Here is a 22275-nt window from a genome sequence, read left to right on the forward strand (position 1 = left end):
ATGTATAGAACCGTATATCTGTGTATTTTATTATTGAATTAATAAACAAAGGGTTATATAAGAATTTATATATATTCCTTGTACTTCATGTCGGTTGCGTTAGAACACTTTTTCTTGTAATACCCATACAGCGGCTTCCACGCGGGATTTCAATTTCATTTTTTTCAATAGATGTTTTACGTGTACCTTTACCGTACTTTCAGTGATGGTGAGCTTGCGTGCGATGACTTTATTCGATAACCCTTGGGCGATCAGCTTAAGAATATCTTTTTCACGCGGTGTGAGTTGCTGAATATCTCGTTCGCTGTTATGGCGATTTTCCCGCAGATTGGCGGCCAGAATCGGTGTCAGCGTTTCGCTTAATACCATTTTCCCTGCCGCTGCCTGATGTAACGCGGCCAGTAGATCTTCAGGCTCCATGTCCTTGAGCAGATAACCATCGGCCCCATTTTTCAGCGCATTGATCACATCATCTTCATGATTAGAAACACTAAACACCACAATCCGGCCGGAAAGCGGCTTTTCCCGTAGCCGGTTCAGTGTCTCCAGACCGTTCATTCCCGGCATATTCAAATCCAACAAAATGAGATCCGGGTCGAGCTGCTCGGCCAATTCCACACCTTGTTCACCATGGCAGGCTTCTCCGGCGACGCGTAAGTCGGCATCCATGCTAATCAGCTGTTTTACGCCGTTGCGTAGCATGGGATGATCATCAATCAGTAAAAGAGTCGCTGCATCTTCGTTAGTCATTGTGTTCTCCCGTTAAAGATGATGGGTGATGATAGTCGGCAATGAAACTGACCTTGACTTCGGTTCCTCCCTCATCACAGCGCCGGATAGTGAAGTCGCCGTGCAAACTGCGAGCGCGATCGTGCATGATGATCAAACCATAGTGATTGATGCGACTGGCATCATCAGTGATACCGATTCCATTGTCACACACGCTGAGCACAATCCGGCCCTGATGCTGCAATAATCTAATGTCTACCTGGGTGGCCTTGGCATGTTTATAGATATTACTTAGTGCTTCGCGCACGATTTGCAGTAGGTGAATCCCCTGATGGGCAGACACCGCCTGTGGTGGAAGTTGGTAAAGTAGACTAATGGGATAACCTAGCCGCTTACCGAATTCCTCAGCCGTGGTGCGTAGCGCCGCCAGCAATCCAGGCTCGGACAGTTTAAGCCTGAAGGTGGTCAGCAATTCACGCAACTGGCGATAGGCGGTGTTAATTTCATCCCGCATCGCCGACAGTTGTTGTTGTGTTTCTGATGACAAGGTTTCGTTCTGCATTTGCAGGCAGCTTACCTGAATTTTCAAGCAGGAAAGTGATTGGGCGATCGAGTCATGCAGTTCGCGGGCAATCGTGGCCCGTTCTTCCATTAGCATCAGTTGCTGCTGATGGCTGGACTGACGTTCCAGCGCCAGCGTGCTGGTCAACTGTTCCAACAGTGTGTTAAGTAATTGATGTTGATCCTGGCTGAGCTGAGTATCGGTAGATAATCTGGCCAGCACGACGCCGTAGTGCCCCAGTTTGTCACTCAGATTCCAGTATAGCGGCTCCGTCGGCGTTTCCTGTGTCGGTGTTTGTATACAGCAATACTGGCAGCCGGCATCGGGGCATTGATCCTGATCGAGTGATGCGTTGTGGCTGAACTGATGAAATTGTTCCTGATTGTTATCTTCATACAACCGCAGCTGAATATCGCGTAACGGAGTGAGTTTACTCAGCTCATCCAATACTGGCATCAGTCGGCTACAAATTGGCATACTGGTATGCAAACGGCGGCTGGAGCGGTATAGAAAAGAGAGGGTGCTATTTTTCTGTTGCAAATCGGCGGTTTTTTCCGCTACTCGACGTTCCAGATCGCGATAGATAACAGCCAATTCATCGGACATGCTGTTTAGCACCTGTGCCAACGTCCCCATTTCGTCTTTTCCGCTGATCATCACCCGCTGTCCGAAATCACCACGGCCAATTGCCTGAGACATGGAAACCAACTGTTGCCAGGGGCGGAGTAGGCGGCGACGCAAATAGACGATAGTGCTTATCAGCAGTAGTAACATGGTGGCAATAAATATGCGCTGCACCTGTGCAACCAGCCGTAAACGCTCTTCAGTTTTATGGTCAATGGCGGAGACCAGCGCATCCAGTTGTGTGACATAACCGGCTACCTCGGCAGATGCATCGATTGGCCGGGTAGCCCGCTGTAAATGGGGTTTTAACGATACCATCCAGTATTGTCGCAACGTATCAAATTGTTGCCCCAATCCTTCACGCTGTACCGCCTGTTGCAAATCGCTGCTGGTTTCATCCCGTTCAAGAGCCTGAAGATAGACTTTATGATTGTCGGATAAAGGCACCATTGACAGTAGTCGATAGCTTTGCATACGTAGTGAACCGGCTTTATTGATAGCGTGCGCGTTTCCCTGAATGCTTTGTGCCATCCAACTGGAAACCGCCATGCCGGCAATACCGAGTATGCCCAGTAACAGCATCATTAGTGCTACCTGGTTAACCAGCGATAGCGGTAGCAGAAAGCGTTTGAACATGTAGAAACCGCCTATGACCAAGGAGTAGAAAATCCACATCGAAAGATGTCACCCTGTCGGTATTTTTCCCTATCTTCACGGATAACCCCATACCTATAACTGAGTACCACCAAATTTCCACCTACCATTATGCGTTAGAACAGCAATAATGGAATGAGATATAACAATATGAAATTACAGATTTAATTTTCTCCGTGATGTTACTCATTAAGGAGTGTGACGATTTGGGGGACGTTTTTTTACCTAACACCCGGTTGATTTATATCAACTTTGCCAGCTGTGTAATCCCTAATGTGGCGCGTAACCATACAGGTGTTTCTATTGACCGAGGTTTTTATGACGCAGCCAACAATGACTCAAATCACGCCACGTGAGACGGTGATCAGGGAATGGTCCCCGGAAGATCCGCAATTCTGGCAAACCCGTGGGCAGGGTATTGCCCAACGCAATTTATGGATATCTATTCCTTGTCTGTTACTGGCATTTTGTGTCTGGATGTTGTTCAGCACGGTAGCGGTTAATCTCAATAAAGTAGGCTTTCATTTCACCACTGAGCAACTATTTATGTTGACGGCGCTCCCGTCGGTTTCCGGTGCGTTGCTACGCATACCTTATTCGTTTGTTATTCCGCTGATGGGAGGACGTCGTTGGACTATCCTGAGTACCCTTGTTCTGGTGATCCCCTGTGTGTGGTTGGGGTTTGCCGTGCAGAACCTGCAAACCTCCTATCATGAATTTATGGTCATTTCGCTGCTGTGCGGTTTTGCGGGGGCGAATTTCGCGTCCAGCATGGCCAATATCAGCTTCTTTTTTCCGAAAGCCCGTCAGGGTGGGGCGCTGGGATTAAACGGCGGCTTCGGTAACCTGGGCGTCAGCGTGATGCAACTGCTGGTGCCGGTGGTGATTTTTCTACCGATATTGAGTTTTACCGGTAAAGGCGTTGCCCAACCGGACGGTAGTATCATTCAGTTACAGAATGCGCCGTGGGTGTGGGTGCCGTTTCTGCTGATTGCGGCTGGCGCCGCCTGGTTCGGTATGAACGACCTGAGCGCTGCCAAAGCTTCTCTGCGTCAACAGCTATCGGTGCTGAAGCGCTCACATCTGTGGATACTCAGTGTGTTGTACCTCGCCGCGTTCGGGTCGTTTATTGGATTTTCTGCAGGTTTTGCCATGCTATCCAAAACCCAGTTCCCGAATATCGTCATTCTGCATTACGCCTTCTTTGGGCCGTTGCTGGGGGCATTGGCACGTCCGGTGGGGGGGATGCTATCCGACCGCTTTGGTGGTGTTCGGGTGACATTGATTAACTTTATCCTGATGTCGATACTTTCCGCTCTGTTGTTCATTTCACTGCCAGGAACCGGCAATGAGGGTTCTTTCCCACTGTTCTTTGGTATTTTCATGTTGTTGTTCCTGACGGCGGGACTGGGAAGTGGTTCCACTTTCCAGATGATTGCCGTGATTTTCCGTGGATTGACGCTGACGCGGGTCAAGGCCAGTGGCGGAAGTAATGAAGACGCGCAGCGCAGTGCCGTTACCGATACGGCTGCCGCACTTGGGTTCATTTCCGCGATGGGCGCGATTGGCGGGTTCTTTATCCCGAAAGCGTTCGGGACTTCGCTGGAATTGACTGGATCGCCAGCTGGCGCGATGAAAATTTTCGTGGTGTTCTATGCGGTTTGTGTACTGATTACCTGGCTGTGCTATGGTCGCAAAAAAAGTCAGTGATTGACGAGTGAGTAGTCAGGGATGACTTCTCTGGAACCGGGCATGTTCTTACCGATATGCTCGGTATCCAATTTCTGCAATAAGCAAGCCAGTCAGTTGCTGTTGATTCCTGCCTTTTTTCTCTGCTTAATCGCCAGTCACATACTTTTTCACTATCCCAGGCAATGCGGAATTTATGTAAAACGAGATTTACGAGTTTCGCTGTGGTGTTAATTTAGTTACAACATTCTTAATGGAAAAATCAAATGGTGCCTCACCTTTAGATAAAGAGAAAATTCATTCTGGTAAGCATGTTTCTGCGGCTACCCCCAAATAGTTGCAGGTATAAATCCTGTGCCTGTCATTTATTTATCAGGTTAATAATCTATTTATTTATCAATGTGTTGATTTCAAAAAAGTATATCACCCTTTGGTGGTATTTTACCCGTCACCCGTTGATCCCGGCTCCATCTCTCTTGATCACCATCAATTTTGACTTATGACGCGCTGGCTAACCTAGCGGCAAATTGAGCGATGTGTCGTAAGCAAAGCCTACGCGTCTGCTACGGACATTTTATAACTACAAGTTTATAACTACAGGGGCCAGCAGGCTCCGCAGCAGGAGAGTCCGGATGAGCAAATTTCTTGACCGGTTACGCTACTTTAAACAACTAGCCGAGCCATTTTCTGATGGTCATGGTCAAACCCTTAATACCAATCGTGATTGGGAAGATGGTTACCGTAGCCGCTGGCAGTATGACAAAGTGGTACGGTCGACACATGGTGTCAACTGTACCGGATCGTGCAGTTGGAAAATCTACGTTAAAAACGGGCTGGTCACCTGGGAAACCCAGCAAACCGACTATCCACGTACCCGCCCGGATTTGCCAAATCATGAACCCCGTGGTTGCCCACGCGGTGCCAGTTACTCCTGGTATCTGTACAGTGCTAACCGTCTGAAATATCCGATGATGCGCAAACAACTGATCACATTGTGGCGCGAAGCCAAACAACATCATCGCGATCCCGTGGATGCCTGGGCATCAATTGTCGGTGATGTGGAAAAAGTTCGCAGCTACAAACAGGTACGTGGTCGCGGCGGCTTTGTGCGTTCTGACTGGAATGAAGCCAACGAACTGATTGCGGCGGCTAATGTTTATACCGCCAAAACCTTTGGTCCAGATCGTATCATCGGTTTCTCGCCGATTCCGGCCATGTCGATGGTGTCCTATGCTGCCGGTGCTCGCTATCTGTCGCTGCTGGGGGGGGTCTGCCTCAGTTTTTACGACTGGTACTGTGACTTGCCGCCCGCTTCACCGCAAACCTGGGGCGAGCAGACTGACGTACCGGAATCTGCCGACTGGTACAACTCGTCCTATATCATTGCCTGGGGTTCCAACGTGCCGCAAACGCGTACCCCGGATGCGCATTTCTTTAGTGAGGTCCGTTACAAAGGCACCAAAACGGTAGCGATTACGCCAGACTATGCGGAAATCGCCAAACTGTGTGATCTGTGGCTGAATCCGAAGCAGGGCACCGATAGCGCGATGGCGCTGGCAATGGGCCATGTGATCCTGAAAGAGTTTCATCTGGAACGTCCGAGCCACTATTTTATCGAATATGTTCGTCAGTACACCGATATGCCAATGCTGGTGCTGTTAGAACCCCGTAATGACGGTTATTACGCCGCTGGTCGGCTGCTGCGGGCGGCGGATCTGATCGATAATCTGGGGCAGGACAATAACCCGCAGTGGAAAACAGTTGCGATTGATGAGCACAGTGGCAATCTTACCGCCCCGCAGGGCTCCATCGGCTATCGCTGGGGGGAACAGGGCAAATGGAATCTGGAGCAGCGCGATGGAACCAGCCAGCAGGATGTTAGTCTGCGCCTTAGCTTGCTAGGGACCCATGATGATGTTGTACCGGTGGGATTCCCTTATTTCGGTGGTATCACCAGCGAACATTTCAACAGTGTCGGACTGGATGAAATCCTGTTGCATCAGCTGCCCGTCAAACGCCTGCAACTGGCGGATGGCAGCGATGCGCTGGTGGCCAGCGTGTATGATCTGACGCTGGCCAACTATGGTGTAGACCGCGGCCTACAGGATGACAACTGTGCCAAGGATTATGATCAGGTGAAGGCATACAGTCCGGCGTGGGCTGAGCAGATCACTGGCGTTTCCCGACAGAACATTATTCGTGTCGCCCGTGAATTTGCCGATAATGCGGATAAAACCCACGGCCGGTCAATGATTATCGTCGGTGCCGGAATGAACCATTGGTATCACCTGGACATGAACTACCGTGGGCTGATCAATATGCTGGTTTTCTGTGGTTGTGTCGGTCAGAGCGGCGGTGGCTGGGCGCATTACGTCGGACAGGAAAAGCTGCGCCCGCAAACCGGCTGGCTGCCGCTGGCGTTTGCTCTCGACTGGCAGCGTCCGCCACGCCACATGAACAGCACCTCGTTTTTCTACAACCACTCTAGCCAATGGCGTTATGAAACCGTAACGCCACAAGAACTCCTGTCGCCACTGGCGGATAAATCCCGCTTTACCGGCAGCATGATTGATTTCAACGTGCGCGCCGAACGCATGGGCTGGTTGCCGTCGGCGCCGCAACTGGACACTAACCCGCTGCATATCGCCGCCAAAGCGCAAGCCGCCGACATGACGCCGCAGGAGTACACGGTCGCTGCACTGAAATCCGGCGAGTTACGTTTTGCGGCCGAGCAACCGGATGACCCGCAGAACTTCCCACGGAACCTGTTTGTCTGGCGTTCCAACCTGCTGGGCTCGTCCGGTAAAGGCCATGAATACATGCTCAAATATCTGCTGGGTACAGAGCACGGTATTCAGGGACAAGATCTGGGCGTTCAGGGCGGAGTGAAACCGGAAGAAGTGGAATGGCAGGATCAGGGCGGTGAAGGGAAGCTGGATCTGGTGGTAACGCTCGATTTCCGCATGTCCAGTACCTGCCTCTATTCGGATATTGTGCTGCCCACCGCCACCTGGTACGAGAAAGACGATATGAATACGTCGGACATGCATCCGTTTATTCATCCGTTATCGGCGGCAGTCGATCCGGCCTGGGAATCCAAAAGTGACTGGGACATTTATAAAGGTCTCGCTAGTGTATTTTCCCGCGTGTGTCAGGGACATTTAGGTACTGAAACCGACGTGGTGACGTTGCCGATTCAGCATGATTCTGCCGCTGAACTGGCGCAGCCGTTGGGAGTACAGGATTGGAAAAAAGGCGAATGTGACCTGATTCCAGGGAAAACCGCGCCACATATTATGGTGGTGGAACGCGACTATCCGAATACTTATGCGCGCTTTACATCACTCGGTCCGTTGATGGATAAGCTGGGAAATGGCGGTAAAGGCATTAGCTGGAACACCCAGACGGAAATCGATTTTCTGAAAAAACTGAACTACACCAAGGCAGACGGTACTGCCGCCGGGCGACCGAAGATTGAAACTGCGATTGATACCGCCGAAGTGATTTTGTCGCTGGCACCGGAAACCAACGGCCAGGTGGCGGTTAAAGCCTGGGCCGCACTGAGCAAGGTGACGGGGCGCGACCACATTCATTTGGCGCAGTCGAAAAAGGATGAAAAAATTCGCTTTCGCGATCTTCAGGCTCAGCCGCGCAAGATTATCTCCAGCCCCACCTGGTCCGGTCTGGAAGATGAGCACGTGTCTTACAACGCCTGTTACACCAACGTTCACGAGTTAATTCCGTGGCGTACGCTATCGGGTCGCCAGCAGTTGTATCAGGATCACGAATGGATGCGCGCCTTTGGCGAGGGTCTGCTGGTCTACCGCCCGCCTGTGGATACCCGCACGACCACACTGTTGCTGAACAAAAAATCGAATGGTAATCCGGAAAAGGTGCTGAGCTTTCTGACGCCGCATCAGAAGTGGGGCATTCACTCCACCTACAGCGATAACCTGTTGATGCTAACGCTGGGACGCGGCGGTCCGATTGTCTGGCTGAGCGAAGACGATGCCCGCGATCTGGACATTGTGGATAATGACTGGATTGAAGCGTTTAACGTCAACGGTTCTCTGACGGCTCGCGCCGTGGTGAGCCAGCGTATTCCTGCCGGTATGACCATGATGTACCACGCACAGGAACGTATTTTGAATCTGCCCGGCTCGGAAATAACTGGACAGCGCGGTGGTATTCATAACTCTGTGACTCGCATCTGTCCGAAACCAACACACATGATTGGGGGATATGCGCAACTGGCCTATGGTTTCAACTACTACGGCACCGTGGGTTCCAACCGTGACGAGTTTGTGGTGGTTCGCAAAATGAAGCGTATTGACTGGCTGGATGACGAAGGCCAGGACGATATCCAGACCAACAGCACAGCAGCTAAACGCCGGCAGGAGAAAGCCTAATGAAAATTCGTTCACAAGTTGGCATGGTGCTGAACCTCGATAAATGCATTGGGTGTCATACCTGCTCGGTCACTTGCAAAAACGTCTGGACCAGCCGTGAAGGTATGGAGTACGCCTGGTTTAATAACGTCGAAACCAAACCTGGCGTTGGATATCCTCATGCCTGGGAAGATCAGGAGAAGTGGAAAGGTGGCTGGATCCGAAAAATCAACGGCAAGCTGGAACCCCGTATGGGCAGTCGTGTCGGTGTACTGGCAAAGATTTTTGCCAATCCGGATGTGCCGTCCATCGATGACTACTACGAGCCGTTTGATTATGACTACCAGCATCTGCAACAGGCCCCGGAAGGCAAGCATCAGCCGGTAGCGCGCCCACGCTCGCTGATTACCGGTCAGCGCATGAAGAAGATCGAAAACGGTCCGAACTGGGAAGACGATCTGGGGGGCGAATTCAGCAAACGTGCGTTGGATAAAAATTTCGACCAGATGCAGAGCGCGATGTACGGCCAGTTCGAAAATACCTTCATGATGTATTTACCACGGCTGTGTGAGCACTGCCTGAACCCGGCTTGTGTAGCGACCTGTCCGAGTGGTGCCATCTACAAACGCGCCGAAGACGGCATTGTACTGATCGACCAGGATAAATGCCGTGGCTGGCGTATGTGCCTGACCGGTTGCCCGTACAAAAAAATCTACTTCAACTGGAAAAGTGGCAAGTCGGAAAAATGTATTTTCTGTTATCCGCGCATTGAGTCCGGCATGCCAACGCTGTGCTCGGAAACCTGCGTGGGACGGATCCGCTATCTTGGGGTTTTACTGTATGACGCAGACTGCATTGAACAGGCAGCATCAGCGGATAACGAACAGAACCTGTATCAGCGACAATTGGATATTTTCCTCGACCCACATGACCCGGCAGTCATTGAGCAAGCGTTGAAAGATGGCATACCACTGAGCGTCATTGATGCCGCGCAGCAGTCACCGGTGTACAAAATGGCGGTGGACTGGAAGCTGGCGCTACCGCTGCACCCGGAATATCGCACGTTGCCAATGGTGTGGTATGTGCCGCCTCTGTCACCGATTCAGTCCGCTGCTGATGCCGGTAAACTGGCACATAGCGGCATCTTGCCGGATGTCGAAAGCCTGCGTATTCCGGTGCAATATCTGGCTAACCTGCTGACGGCAGGGGATACTCAACCGGTGTTGCTGGCGTTGAAACGTATGCTGGCCATGCGCCACTACAAGCGGGCTGAAACTGTAGATGGCATTACCGATACTCGTGCGTTGGAGCAGGTGGGCTTAACTGAAGCGCAGGCTCAGGAAATGTACCGCTATCTGGCAATTGCCAATTTTGAAGATCGCTTTGTGGTTCCCTCCAGCCATCGTGAAATAGCGCGGGAAGCCTTCCCGGAAAGCAAAAGTTGCGGGTTTAGCTTCGGTGACGGCTGTCACGGCAGCGATTCTCCGTTCAACCTGTTCAATAGCCGCCGTATTGATGCCATTGATGTCAGTAGCAAGACGCGGGATATGAACAGCAAAATCATGCGGGAGAACGGTCATGATTAGTCTTCAGGTGATTGCCCGTCTGCTGGACTACCCGGACTGCGAACTGTGGGAAAACCAATCGGCGCTACTGGAGGCAGTAGAGCAGACGGAGGAACTGTCATTGCGTCAGAGCGCTCAACTGATGCAGTTTATCGGTGATTTTTACCGATCAGACTTATTGGATAGACAGGCGCAATACTGTGAGCTGTTTGACCGTGGTCGTGCTACTTCACTGTTGCTGTTTGAGCACGTACACGGTGAATCGCGCGATCGTGGTCAGGCGATGGTGGATTTGATGGAACAGTATCGTCAGGCCGGCCTGATGCTGGACAGTAAAGAGCTGCCGGACTATTTGCCGCTGTATCTGGAGTATCTGGCGCAGCGAAAACCAGACCAGAGTCGTGCCGGATTAACGGATATCGCGACAATTCTGGCATTGCTGGGAGCCCGCTTGCAGCAACGTGACAGCCAGTATGCCGTGCTGTTTGATCTGTTGTTGTCGATTTCCGGTAGCGTACTTAGAAGTGACAATGTCACTAAAAGCATTGCCCACGAAGCCCGTGATGACACCCCGCAAGCGCTGGACGCCGTGTGGGAAGAGGAGCAGGTCAAATTCCTCGGTGAGCAGGGTTGCGCATCGGCGCAACAGACTCAACATCAGCGCCGCTTCACTGGCGCGGTGGTACCACAATACCTGAATCTTGATACCACGCCGGTAAAAGGAGGATGCTAATGTATTATATCAACCTGTTTTTTTTCGATATTTATCCTTATATTGCCGGTGCGGTGTTCCTGATCGGTAGCTGGTTGCGTTATGACTACGGGCAGTACAGCTGGCGTGCAGGCTCCAGCCAGATGCTGGATAAAAAAGGGATGCGACTGGCCTCCAATCTGTTCCACATCGGCATTCTCGGGGTACTGGGCGGCCATCTGTTCGGCATGTTGACGCCACACTGGGTGTACGAAGCATTTTTGCCGCTTGAGGTTAAGCAGAAAATGGCCATGTTCGGTGGCGGACTATGTGGCGTGCTGACGCTGGTAGGGGGTGGTTTACTGTTGAAGCGCCGCCTGACTAACCCGCGAGTGCGGGCTACGTCCACTACCGGCGATATTTTGATCATGACGCTGCTGGTCATTCAGGCGGTGCTAGGACTGTTGACTATCCCATTCTCTGCCCGACACATGGATGGCAGCGAAATGATGAAGTTGGTGGAATGGGCGCAGGCCGTGGTGGCGTTTCGTGGTGGCGCGTCTGGGCATCTGACCGATGTGGCGCTGATTTTCAAACTGCATCTGGTGCTGGGGATGACGCTGTTCCTGTTGTTCCCATTTTGCCGGCTGGTGCATATCTGGAGCGCGCCGGTGGAATATCTGACGCGCCGTTATCAACTGGTGAGGAACCGACATTAACTGATATTAATGCTGAACAGATAAGAAAATCGGTTTTTTTGGTTATACTGGTGCACTAACCACACCGGTTAAATAGGGCGGCGTAAAGCAAGATGGCTTTACGCCGCGTATCATTTCAATGTTTCAAATCCACTGTATTTCATCTCCACCACGTTTCAAACGGGCTGGATTTCAGACCAACTGTGACGCTGCCAATATATCGCACATCATAACTAATTGATTTTTAGAGTCTAAAATTTTCCATTACTCCCAGGCTAACGTTTGTAACAGGTGGTTAATTGATAGCCAGTCGCTGCCTTCCTATTCTATTGCTACGCAAAAACGCGACCCGCGTAATACGTAATAAATAACCGGGGAGGTTTATATATGTCGTTTCAACAGCAACCCACACGCGTTTGGGATACCCGTCGTCAGGAAAAGCGTCGGCGTATTGAGAGCGTACAGGGTTTGGTCTCAGGAAAAGTGATTCCCACCGATGACATCATCGCCGCACTGGAAAAGCTTATTGCGCCCGGCGATCGTGTCATTCTGGAAGGAAACAACCAGAAGCAGGCGGATTTTCTGTCTCGCCAATTAGCGGAGGTGAGCGCATCACATATTCATGATCTGCATATGATCATGCCTAGTGTCGGGCGACCGGAACATCTGGATATTTTTGAGAAAGGTATTGCCCGCAAGTTGGACTTCTCGTTTTCCGGCACTCAGAGCCTGCGTATTTCGCAGTTGCTGGAAGATGGTTTACTGGAAATTGGTGCTATTCACACCTATATCGAGCTTTATGCTCGACTGTATGTGGATTTAGTGCCGAATGTGGCCCTTATCGCTGGTTACAAAGCCGATCGCCACGGTAATTTGTACACCGGGCCGAGCACCGAGGATACCCCGGCATTGGTGGAAGCCGCCGCGTTTAAAGACGGCATTGTGATCGCTCAGGTGAATGAGTTGGTGGAAGATGAGTGCGATCTGCCACGTGTGGATATTCCCGGCTCATGGGTTGATTTCGTGGTGGTAGCCGACAAGCCATTCTTTATCGAACCGCTGTTTACCCGTGACCCTCGTCTGATCAAACCCGTGCATGTGCTGATGGCAATGATGGCCATCAAAGGCATTTATGCCAAACACCAGGTGCAGTCACTCAACCACGGTATTGGTTTTAACACTGCCGCCATCGAACTGCTATTGCCCACCTATGGTGAACAACTGGGATTGAAAGGGAAGATCTGCAAACACTGGACGCTGAATCCGCATCCGACCTTGATTCCAGCGATTGAAAGCGGATGGGTAGATACCGTTCATTGCTTTGGTGGCGAACTGGGCATGGAAGACTATATTGCCGCTCGCCCGGATGTTTTCTTTACCGGCAGAGACGGCTCGATGCGCTCCAATCGCGCATTCTGCCAGATGGCCGGGCAGTACGCCGTCGATATGTTCATTGGTTCAACTTTACAGGTTGATGGGCTGGCGCACTCGTCTACCGTTACCCGCGGGCGCTTGTCCGGCTTCGGCGGCGCACCCAACATGGGGCACGATCCGCATGGTCGTCGTCACGCTACCCCAGCCTGGCTGGACATGATTGAGGAACCCGATCCGCTTCAGCGTGGCCGCAAGCTGGTAGTACAGATGGTGGAAACCTTCCAGGCAGGCGCCAAACCCACATTCGTGGAAAAACTTGATGCTGTTGATGTCGCTAAAGAGACATCAATGCCATTAGCGCCGGTCATGATTTACGGTGATGACGTCACCCATGTTCTGACTGAGGAAGGGATCGCCTACCTGTACCGCGCCAAATCGCTGGAAGAACGGCGGGCAATGGTCGCCGCAGTGGCAGGCATTACTGATATCGGTTTGGGCGTAGATGCCAAACGCGTGGCAAGCCTGCGGCAGGAAGGCAAGGTGGTATTCCCGGAAGATATGGGGATTCGCCGTACCGATGCAAGTCGTTCACTGTTGGCGGCGGGCAGCATTTCCGATTTGGTTGAATGGTCCGGCGGATTGTATAACCCACCGGCTAAATTCCGGAGCTGGTAATGCTATCTCCTTCCTGCTTTTTCGATCGCGCTGCTGAGACCGGCGCCGCTTTTCTGGCAGAACAGGCGACTCATGCACTACTGGATGAGGTTCGCTTGTCGCCAAAACCGGGCCTGGTGGACAGCCGTGGCAACGGTGCTCATCAGGATCTGTCGCTGGCACTGATGGAGCGTTCCGCCTATAGCCTGCAACCGACATTTCATGCGCTGGCGCTGGCGGGTTGGCAACGCCGAGCCGATGTCGCGCTGCGCCGGGAGATCGGAGAAATAGGACGTGAGGGCGAAGTTGTCATGATGCAGGCCACCGCTGGCGTCAATACTCATCGCGGCGCCATTTGGGCACTGGGGCTATTGGTAACGGCCTCTGGCATGCTCGGTGGCCGAGGCGCACCTGAACAGGTGGCGCAACAGGCGGCACAACTGGCACAACTGTCTGACTCTGCCAGTCCTAAACGCTTCAGTAAGGGGTTGATCGCCACCCGCCGCTATCACGTTCCCGGTGCACGGGAAGAAGCGCAGCAAGGGTTTCCTCATGTGATACGGCTGGCATTACCGCAGCTATGGCGCAGCCGGGCGATGAACAGTGGTGAGCAGGCCGCCAGACTGGATGCGCTAATGGCAATCATGACTAGTCTGAGTGACACCTGCGTGTTGTCTCGTGGTGGGATGGCGGCGCTGGATGCGATGCAACAAGGTGCCAGACAGGTACTTACTGCCGGTGGTTTTTCCCATCCAGACGGGCGTCAGGCGCTGGCAACATTGGAAAAGCATCTGTTGCAGTACAACGCATCTCCCGGCGGCGCGGCAGATTTACTCGCCGCCGCATTGTTTCTCGATCGGGCCTCGGCCCGTGGAGTAACCAGATAAGAGGACGTTATGGAAAGTATTGAATTACGTTATCCGGCACAACAAAGCCTGCCGGGCAGAGCATTGGTGGGCGTGGTGGGCTCCGGTGATCTGGAAGCCTTGTATGAACCCGCCACGGATCAGACATTGACAATCAGGATTAAAACGTCCGTTGACGGCAGTCGGGTTCACTGGCAAATGCTGTTTGACCGGCTGAATACCTTGACGACGTTGCCCACTGGCCGTCTGGACATTAATGATTTTGGTGCCACGCCGGGTGTAGCGCGGTTACGCATCGAACAGGTTTTCGAGGAGGCCAGCCATGCGTGATGCCATCAGCTTTATTGAACTGAGTGCTCGCCAGCGGGCGCGTAACCTGCTGGATGACGGGACGTTCCACGAGCTACTGGGGCCGTTTGAACGCATCACGTCGCCGTGGCTGGAACCGCAGGGCATTGTGACGCAGGCGGATGACGGGATGGTGGTCGCCAAAGGCACTATCAACGGTAATTCGACGGTGGTGATTGCGGTAGAAGGGGCGTTTCAAGGCGGCAGCATGGGGGAAGTCTCTGGTGCCAAGATGGCGTCGGCACTGGAGTTGGCCGCAGAGGATAACCGCAAAGGTATTCCCACGCAGGCCGTGCTGCTGCTGGAAACCGGTGGTGTGCGTTTGCAGGAGGCCAATCTCGGATTGGCAGCGATAGCCGATATTCATGCCGCAATTGTCGATCTACGTCGTTATACCCCCGTTATCGGCATTGTTGCCGGGACGGTGGGGTGTTTTGGCGGTATGTCGATTGCTGCCGGATTGTGTAGTTACCTGATCGTTACCCGCGAAGCCCGGCTCGGCCTCAATGGTCCACAGGTCATCGAACAGGAAGCCGGAATTGATGAATATGACTCCCGTGATCGTCCGTTTATCTGGAGTATGACCGGTGGCTCAGTGCGTTATCGCAGTGGTTTTGTGGATCGGGAAGTGGCCGATTCACTTCCAGCGGTAAAAGCTGCCATGCAGGCATGTCTGGAACGTGGTGTACCGGAACAGCATCGCTCGGAACGGTTTGACTGGTTCTTGAACCGGTTGACGTCTTTTGATACCCGCCAGCAGGCTAGCGCCGCGCTGACCGAACAGTTATTTACCCGGGAGGAACGCGCATGAGTACTTTACCTTTAAGCCGCGGAGCGTATTGGTTTTCACTAATCACTGCGGGAGCCGTACCGGTAACGGGACTCTGTCCATCTGTCCGTGCCGCTGACGGTGACATTGACGGACAGGCCGCTCGTTTTATTGCTGTAGTACCGGATGCCAATAACCAGTATCCGCGGGCTGCTCACGGCGAAGTCGGGCTGCTGGAAGGCTGGACGCTAGCGAAAGTGGTCACGCAGGTGGTGGCGGAAGATCGTCAGCAAACACAAAAACGAGCCATCGTGGCTATCATCGACGTTGCCAGCCAGGCTTATGGTCGTCGGGAAGAAGCGTTCGGCATCCATCAGGCGCTGGCTGGCGCGGCTGGCGCTTATGCCAGTGCTCGACTGGCGGGGCATCCGGTGATTGGTCTCATCGTCGGCAAGGCGATGTCCGGCGCGTTTCTGGCGCATGGTTATCAGGCTAATCGGTTGATCGCTTTCAATGACGCAGGCGTGATGATCCATGCCATGGGTAAAGCCTCTGCGGCGCGTATTACACTGCGCTCGGTGGAAGCATTGGAAAAACTGGCCGCCACTATTCCGCCGATGGCTTATGACATTGAAAATTATCACTCATTGGGGCTGCTGGATCAGTTGCTGACCATCGTGGATCCGCTTAATGCCAGTGTTGATGAACAAACACAGGTATACACGGCGATTAGTGATGCGATTACCTCTGCCCGTCAACAAGGTACTGATCTGCGTAATCGGTTAGGTGCGAAAAACCGCCACAGTTCTCAACTGGTGCGGGAACGTATGCGCGCTGAATGGTAGTGCATGGCATGCGTTGCCTACCTTTCTAAAACGCGCTGTGCGCGCTGGTGTGTGCGGCAAAAAGTGCGCACCAGCACGTTGACACCTACCTGATAATCGCCACAACGTGCAGACATCAGGCTGAATGTACCATCAACAATTTTTTCTTATTGGTAACAGGTGATTTATGACCTACGTGATTATTCATGCCTTGGCCCCGATTTTTCTTATCATGTTGCTGGGTTTCTACGCAGGAAAGGCCAAAATGGTGGATAACCAGAATGTGTCTTTGCTGAATATTTTTGTTATGGATTTTGCCCTGCCGGCTGCGCTGTTCAGCGCAACAGTACAGACGCCCTGGCGCGGCATTGTCGACAAATCGCCACTGATTGTGGTGCTGGTTCTGGCGATGTGGATTACCTATGCGGCGATCTATTTTTTCTGTACGCGTGTGCTGCACAAATCACCACAGGATTCGGCGGTACTCACGTTGACAGTGGCGCTGCCCAACTATGCTGCTCTCGGCTTGCCAATCCTCGGTAGCGTACTGGGGGGATCCACTACCACGTCGCTGTCGGTGGCGGTATCCATTGCCTGCGGATCGGTACTGATGACGCCGTTCTGCCTGCTGATTCTGGAACGGGAGAAGGCGCTAGCCGCAGGTCAGGCGCAGGGTTCCACTCTCGCGATGCTACCGGTACTGATGTGGCGTTCGGTGAAAAAACCGATTGTCTGGGGACCGCTGCTGGGGGTGGTACTCTCAGCCGTAGGGATCCATATGCCGGAAATCGTACTGACATCGATTAAACCGCTAGGTTTGTCGGCAACAGCGTCGGCACTGTTCCTGACCGGTGTCATTTTGTCCGCCCGTAAGCTGAAGGTGAATGGTGCGGTAGTGATTGCCAGTATCACCAAACTGCTGGTGCAGCCACTACTGGCATGGGGACTCGTATTGGGACTGGGACTACATGGCGAAGTGGCGATTACTGCGATCCTGATGATTGCTCTGTCTGCCGGTTTCTTTGGCATCGTCTTTGGCAACCGTTTCGGCGTACAGTCGCCGGATGCTGAGGCTACACTGCTGATTAGCTCGATGCTGTGTATCATCACATTGCCGTTGTTTATCACCTTGACTGCCGGATTGTAACTGGAGTCTGTCGATGATTCGTCCGCATGATTTGATCTGGGTTGCTGACCTTGCTGCATTGGGCACCGAACAGGAACTGCCTGAATGGGTAAGTCGGCAATGGCATATCGGTCTACCACTGGTCGTCCGTCGGGACAGACACCATGCCGGACGAATTCCTGCGGGCATTCGTGGGACGCAACGTAGTCAGCGGGCTGCCGTCTGGGTAGACGCTGCGGCTGTGCATCGAATCACAACCCCCGAGTCACTGGTGACCGACGCCTTTGTTTTATTGCGTTCTCCATTCATTTCCCTGCCGCCAGTACAGGCGCTGATGAGTTTGCTGCGCCTGTTGAAAAACTGGCATTGGGGCGTGGCCGGCAGTTGTGGCTATGCGCTGGCAACCGGGCTTCCGGTGATGCATGACGACAGTGATCTGGATATCGTGGTGCGTTGTCCGCAGCCGGTTGAACGCACAACGTTGATTGAGCTGACACAGTGCCTGCAATTAATACCATGCCGCATGGATGTCCAGATTGAAACACCTCAAGGCGGCTTTGCCTTGCTGGAGTGGTTGCGTAGTGATCGGGTACTGATAAAAACCAATACTGGCCCACGGCTATCTGTTTCTCCGTGGGGCACCGATGAGATGACGCTATGAAAATTTTGTTTACGTTTCCCGGGCAGGGGGCGCAAGTCGCGGGTATGTTGCATCAGTTACCGGATAATATGGCCTCGCGACAACTGGTCGTGCAGGCCAGTGATGCGCTGAGTGAGAATGTGCTAACGCTGGATAGCGATTCTGCGCTGCATCACACCCGCGCAGTTCAACTGTGCCTGCTGATTGCCGGTGTGGCTTATGCCACCGAATTGGACATGTTGGACGTCACGCCGGACATCGTCAGTGGCTTGTCTATTGGCGCTTTCCCCGCCGCGGTGATTTCCGGAGCGCTGGATTTCAGCGATGCGGTACGCCTGGTGGCGTTGCGTGGAGAATTGATGGAATGCGCCTATCCGCAAGGTTATGGTTTGACAGCAATAAGCGGTTTGCTACAACCGCAGATGGAACGATTGCTGGCAGAAGAGTATAGCGTGGCATCACCAGTCTATCTGGCGAATATTAACGCTGAAGATCAGATGGTGATTGCCGGCAGTGATGCAGCGATGCAACGAGTGATACAACGGGCTCGTGACGCTGGCGCCCATAAAGCTCAGCGGTTGGCAGTCAGTGTCCCTTCGCATTGTGCTTTACTGGATGAGGCGGCACAGCAACTGTCCGATGCCTTACAGAAAGTCAAGGTGCAGCGTCCGCGAGTCGCTTACCTGAGTGGTAGCAATGGGCGGGTGTACTGGCAACCAGAGCAGATTTCACGGGATCTGGCATTGAATATGGCGTGTACTGTGCATTGGTATGACGCGATGATTGCGGCCAGCGAACGGGGTGTGCAACTGGCTATCGAAATGCCGCCCGGCGCGGTGCTTACCGGATTAACCCGACGAGCATTGGTGCAGGGTGAAGCTATTTCCCGTTGTCAATTGGGGGTGAAGGCAGTGACGGAAATTGTGGCCCGCTATCGCCGGTATGCCCGGTAAAACTCAAACGGTACCAACAGCACGAGCGTACATTCTGCCTTCTGCCGCCAGTGCCAAAACATTAGGATCCAGCTCGCGATTGCGGGCAAACACCAGCGCAATGGTTTGACGCATTGGGTAGTCATCACACAGTGGCATGAGATGTACGCCATTTTCATAGACTTTCTTCATCCGTCCGGGTAACAGGGTATAACCCACACCAGCCTGCACCAGACTGATCATTGAAAAAATATCGTTGACGCGGGTAACAATATCCGGCTCAAAACCAGCAATCTGAAAGGCTTCGCTGAATCCGTGGTAGGTGGCAAAACCTTCTGTCAGCGCAACGAATTTCTGGTCGCGAAAATCACGTAAGTCAGCCGGGCCGTCCACGATCAGAGGTGAGTCAGCCGGTGCCGCCAAAAAAATATCATCCTTAAACAGGGGGAGTATTTCGAAATGGCTGGCATCAACCTGACTATCAGAAACCGAAATCAGAATGGCATCCAACTGTTGATTTTCCAACTGAATGAGCAGGTCTCGGTTAGAGCCCATCGTCAGGTCAATTTCGATTTCCGGGCGGCGAACTTTTAACCCCATAATCAAACGGGGGACAGTTTCCAATGTCAGGGAATACATGGTGCCAATCTTCATGCGTTGCTGACCAAAACCTGCCACTTGCCGGGTTTGTTGAATACCTTTCTCTGTCAGCCCGACGATATCGCGGGCGAAATCCATAAGTGTGTGTGCGGAAGGTAAAGGGATCAGGCTGCGACCACGATGAATAAACAACGGGCAACGAAAACCCTCCTCCAGTGTGTGTAATGCGCGATGTACGCTGACACTGCTCAGGTTCAACTGTTCTGCGGCCCGGCCTATATGTTCTGTGTCCATATATGCCAGAAAAATTTCTAGCTTTTTAAGCGTAATATCACTGTCGATCATCATAACCGTCTGTGGTGCGGAGTCAGGCCCGTACCTTATCAAATTTGAGCATAGTGTTTTTATCGATTGCGGAGATAACGATGGATTTATCTGCTTTTTTTGATCTCAGCCGGATTTTACTCGCACCGGAGCGTTGTGTGTTCAGAAAAAGAATTGTCTGTTTTATGGATTTACCGGTTTGATTTTTTGTAAGTTTGCGCATTTGGTGCAATGCTTAAGTCGCTAAGCAGATGGCCTGAGGTTACAGGCGTAGAAACTAAGAGGATAAGGTATTTATGGGCATTATTTCATGGATTATCTTTGGTTTGATCGCCGGCATTCTTGCTAAATGGATTATACCTGGACAGGATGGCAGCGGCTTTGTTATGACCGTTTTGTTGGGGATTATCGGTGCTGTGGTGGGGGGGTATATCAGTACGTTCTTTGGTTTTGGCCGGGTCAATGGTTTCAATATTGGTAGTTTTGCTGTAGCGGTTATTGGCGCGGTGGTCGTATTATTGATTTACCGTAATATTCGCAGCTAGTCAGCATTCATTATCCGCGTCCTTGGGGATGCGGATCTCTTCAACATCTGCTGTTGTTTTAAACTCTCCCAGGGTATTTACCTCTCTCTTTCTCCAAACGCCAGATGGTTACCCATGTGACTCGGGCTTAATCCGAAGCAGGCAATACACGAGGAAATCGTGGCTACTTTTGCCCAGCGATGTAAATCGAAATGGTTTCCGGAAGGGACTTCAACCGGTTAAAGGTAGACGTAAACTACAATACGCTTCACTTAATCCTGTTGTTGAAGTAGCCACTACGTTTGGTTCCAGAAGGGATGCCGAACGTGGTGGCTACTTCGCCTGACTGACATGCATCACAATGCCAGCAAATACACACATCCGTCTTAGTGCGTCGTGACGACATCCAACGCTCGCAGGTTTTCCGGCATCCAGGACAGCTTTACTTCCGAACCGATTTTCCAGGCCGGATTCACCTCGTTAGCGGACATTTTTATCATAAACTGTGGCTGTCCGGCGACTTCAGTTATTAAACGGACGTGGTCGCCCAGATAGATAAACTGCTGAATACGGGCATTTATCTGCTGTGCGCTAGTGGGTAAATGCTCGTCATTAACTTTTACCCGTTCGGGCCGGATGCACAACGTAATCTTTTTACCCGGTGAACTTGGCCGGACTTTCAGTGCTTTCAGCGTGGTACCGTCATCCAGACTCACATGGTAATAATCGCCATCGGTACCTGTTTGCGTGCCGATCAGTGTGTTGTTTTCACCAATAAACTGGGCAACAAATGCGTTCTGTGGACGCTCATAAATATCGTTGGGGTAATCCATCTGCTGAATGATGCCATCGTTAAATACCGCCACCCGATCAGACATAGTCATCGCTTCACTCTGATCGTGAGTAACATAGACTACCGTCAGCTCCAGTGCCTGATGTAGTGCCTTGATTTCCAACTGCATGTGTTCGCGTAACTGTTTATCCAATGCACCCAGCGGTTCATCCATTAATACCAGACGGGGTTCAAACACCAGAGCTCTGGCTAGCGCTACACGCTGTTGTTGGCCGCCGGACATCTGTGCCGGATAGCGATCCGCCAGATTTGTCAATTTCACCCGATCCAATACCCGATCCACTTTTTCTTTGATATCGCTGCGATTCATGCGGCGGATCGACAGGGGGAATGCCAGATTCTCTGCCACGGTCATATGCGGGAAAAGCGCATAGTTTTGGAAGACCATCCCAATACCGCGTTGATGCGGTGGCAGATGATGTAATGGTGTGTCGCGCAACAGGATTTCTCCTTGCGTCGGAGTTTCAAACCCGGCCAGCATCATCAGACTGGTGGTTTTGCCAGAACCAGATGGCCCCAGCATGGTCAGAAATTCGCCTTCCTGAATATCCAGATTAAGATTCTTTACCACCAATCGATCGCCATCGTAGGTTTTCTGAATGTTCTTGAAGCTGACATAGGTTTTCATTATTTCATTCTCTCACTGTGTCTGGAACAGCAAGTTATATGCATAAACCATGCCTACTAATGAAATAGGCGCACGACGAGCAGGGGTGTCAGGATAAACCGGCACGCTGAACGCATGAGCCACACGTTCTACCTACGGTGACGCATAAAATCTTAAAACTGGGCATATTGACCATATTTTCTTACTGCCCGCGTGATCAGACTTATTGCCTAT

18 protein-coding genes are annotated in these 22275 nt (G+C 52.1%); 14 read left to right on the plus strand and 4 right to left on the minus strand.

The genetic code is table 11. The features are described from left to right. Positions 1-99: 99 nt before the first annotated feature. Positions 100-750, minus strand: a complete 651-nt coding sequence (gene narL / locus RS889_RS10195) for a two-component system response regulator NarL (RefSeq protein WP_315710564.1) — start codon at positions 748-750, stop codon at positions 100-102. Further along, positions 743-2551, minus strand: a complete 1809-nt coding sequence (gene narX / locus RS889_RS10200; protein ID WP_315710565.1) for a nitrate/nitrite two-component system sensor histidine kinase NarX — start codon at positions 2549-2551, stop codon at positions 743-745. The genes narL and narX overlap by 8 nt, the downstream gene beginning before the upstream one ends. A 336-nt stretch (positions 2552-2887) precedes the next feature. On the opposite strand from narX, the gene RS889_RS10205 reads away from it, so the two are divergent. The 13 genes from RS889_RS10205 to mdcH all read left to right on the plus strand — a co-directional run bounded on the left by RS889_RS10205 (position 2888) and on the right by mdcH (position 19154). Next, positions 2888-4279, plus strand: coding sequence for a NarK family nitrate/nitrite MFS transporter (locus RS889_RS10205; RefSeq protein ID WP_315710566.1), 1392 nt, complete (start codon positions 2888-2890; stop codon positions 4277-4279). Between the two features lie 611 nt (positions 4280-4890). Continuing rightward, entirely contained in the window at positions 4891-8667 is a 3777-nt protein-coding gene (locus tag RS889_RS10210) for a nitrate reductase subunit alpha (protein WP_315710567.1), read from the plus strand. Further along, positions 8667-10232: a nitrate reductase subunit beta gene (gene narH, locus RS889_RS10215; protein ID WP_315710569.1), complete on the plus strand. Its 1566-nt coding sequence runs from the start codon at positions 8667-8669 to the stop codon at positions 10230-10232. The genes RS889_RS10210 and narH overlap by 1 nt, the downstream gene beginning before the upstream one ends. After that, the gene (narJ, locus tag RS889_RS10220; protein ID WP_315710570.1) at positions 10225-10944 is read left to right on the plus strand and encodes a nitrate reductase molybdenum cofactor assembly chaperone; all 720 of its coding nucleotides are present in this window, start codon (positions 10225-10227) and stop codon (positions 10942-10944) included. Before narH ends, narJ begins: the two co-directional genes overlap by 8 nt. Then, positions 10944-11621, plus strand: a complete 678-nt coding sequence (narI, locus tag RS889_RS10225; RefSeq protein ID WP_315710571.1) for a respiratory nitrate reductase subunit gamma — start codon at positions 10944-10946, stop codon at positions 11619-11621. Before narJ ends, narI begins: the two co-directional genes overlap by 1 nt. A 366-nt stretch (positions 11622-11987) precedes the next feature. Next, positions 11988-13649 carry a malonate decarboxylase subunit alpha gene (gene mdcA, locus RS889_RS10230; RefSeq protein WP_021016207.1) on the plus strand — a complete coding sequence of 554 codons (1662 nt, stop codon included), beginning with the start codon at positions 11988-11990 and terminating at the stop codon, positions 13647-13649. Beyond that, the gene (locus RS889_RS10235; RefSeq protein WP_425475147.1) at positions 13643-14515 is read left to right on the plus strand and encodes a triphosphoribosyl-dephospho-CoA synthase; all 873 of its coding nucleotides are present in this window, start codon (positions 13643-13645) and stop codon (positions 14513-14515) included. Before mdcA ends, RS889_RS10235 begins: the two co-directional genes overlap by 7 nt. A 9-nt stretch (positions 14516-14524) precedes the next feature. After that, positions 14525-14824 carry a malonate decarboxylase subunit delta gene (locus RS889_RS10240; RefSeq protein ID WP_021016205.1) on the plus strand — a complete coding sequence of 100 codons (300 nt, stop codon included), beginning with the start codon at positions 14525-14527 and terminating at the stop codon, positions 14822-14824. After that, complete coding sequence (locus RS889_RS10245; protein WP_315710573.1) at positions 14817-15653, plus strand: biotin-independent malonate decarboxylase subunit beta; 837 nt, start codon at positions 14817-14819, stop codon at positions 15651-15653. Before RS889_RS10240 ends, RS889_RS10245 begins: the two co-directional genes overlap by 8 nt. Continuing rightward, positions 15650-16456, plus strand: a complete 807-nt coding sequence (gene mdcE / locus RS889_RS10250; protein ID WP_315710575.1) for a biotin-independent malonate decarboxylase subunit gamma — start codon at positions 15650-15652, stop codon at positions 16454-16456. Before RS889_RS10245 ends, mdcE begins: the two co-directional genes overlap by 4 nt. A gap of 166 nt (positions 16457-16622) precedes the next feature. After that, complete coding sequence (locus RS889_RS10255; RefSeq protein WP_021016202.1) at positions 16623-17582, plus strand: AEC family transporter; 960 nt, start codon at positions 16623-16625, stop codon at positions 17580-17582. A gap of 13 nt (positions 17583-17595) precedes the next feature. After that, complete coding sequence (locus RS889_RS10260) at positions 17596-18222, plus strand: malonate decarboxylase holo-ACP synthase (RefSeq protein WP_315710577.1); 627 nt, start codon at positions 17596-17598, stop codon at positions 18220-18222. Continuing rightward, entirely contained in the window at positions 18219-19154 is a 936-nt protein-coding gene (gene mdcH, locus RS889_RS10265) for a malonate decarboxylase subunit epsilon (RefSeq protein WP_315710579.1), read from the plus strand. Before RS889_RS10260 ends, mdcH begins: the two co-directional genes overlap by 4 nt. A 3-nt stretch (positions 19155-19157) precedes the next feature. Here the strand turns inward: mdcH and RS889_RS10270 are convergent, their stop codons facing one another. Continuing rightward, positions 19158-20078: a LysR family transcriptional regulator gene (locus RS889_RS10270; RefSeq protein ID WP_315710984.1), complete on the minus strand. Its 921-nt coding sequence runs from the start codon at positions 20076-20078 to the stop codon at positions 19158-19160. Between the two features lie 275 nt (positions 20079-20353). Between RS889_RS10270 and RS889_RS10275 the strand changes: the two genes are divergently transcribed. Next, positions 20354-20602, plus strand: a complete 249-nt coding sequence (locus RS889_RS10275) for a GlsB/YeaQ/YmgE family stress response membrane protein (RefSeq protein WP_021016197.1) — start codon at positions 20354-20356, stop codon at positions 20600-20602. A gap of 365 nt (positions 20603-20967) precedes the next feature. Here the strand turns inward: RS889_RS10275 and RS889_RS10280 are convergent, their stop codons facing one another. Then, a complete protein-coding gene (locus tag RS889_RS10280) occupies positions 20968-22062 on the minus strand; it encodes an ABC transporter ATP-binding protein (protein ID WP_315710582.1) in 1095 nt (364 codons plus the stop codon). Positions 22063-22275: the final 213 nt, after the last annotated feature.

This window comes from Brenneria uluponensis (assembly GCF_032395385.1).
GTDB classification, from domain to species: Bacteria; Pseudomonadota; Gammaproteobacteria; order Enterobacterales; family Enterobacteriaceae; genus Prodigiosinella; species Prodigiosinella aquatilis.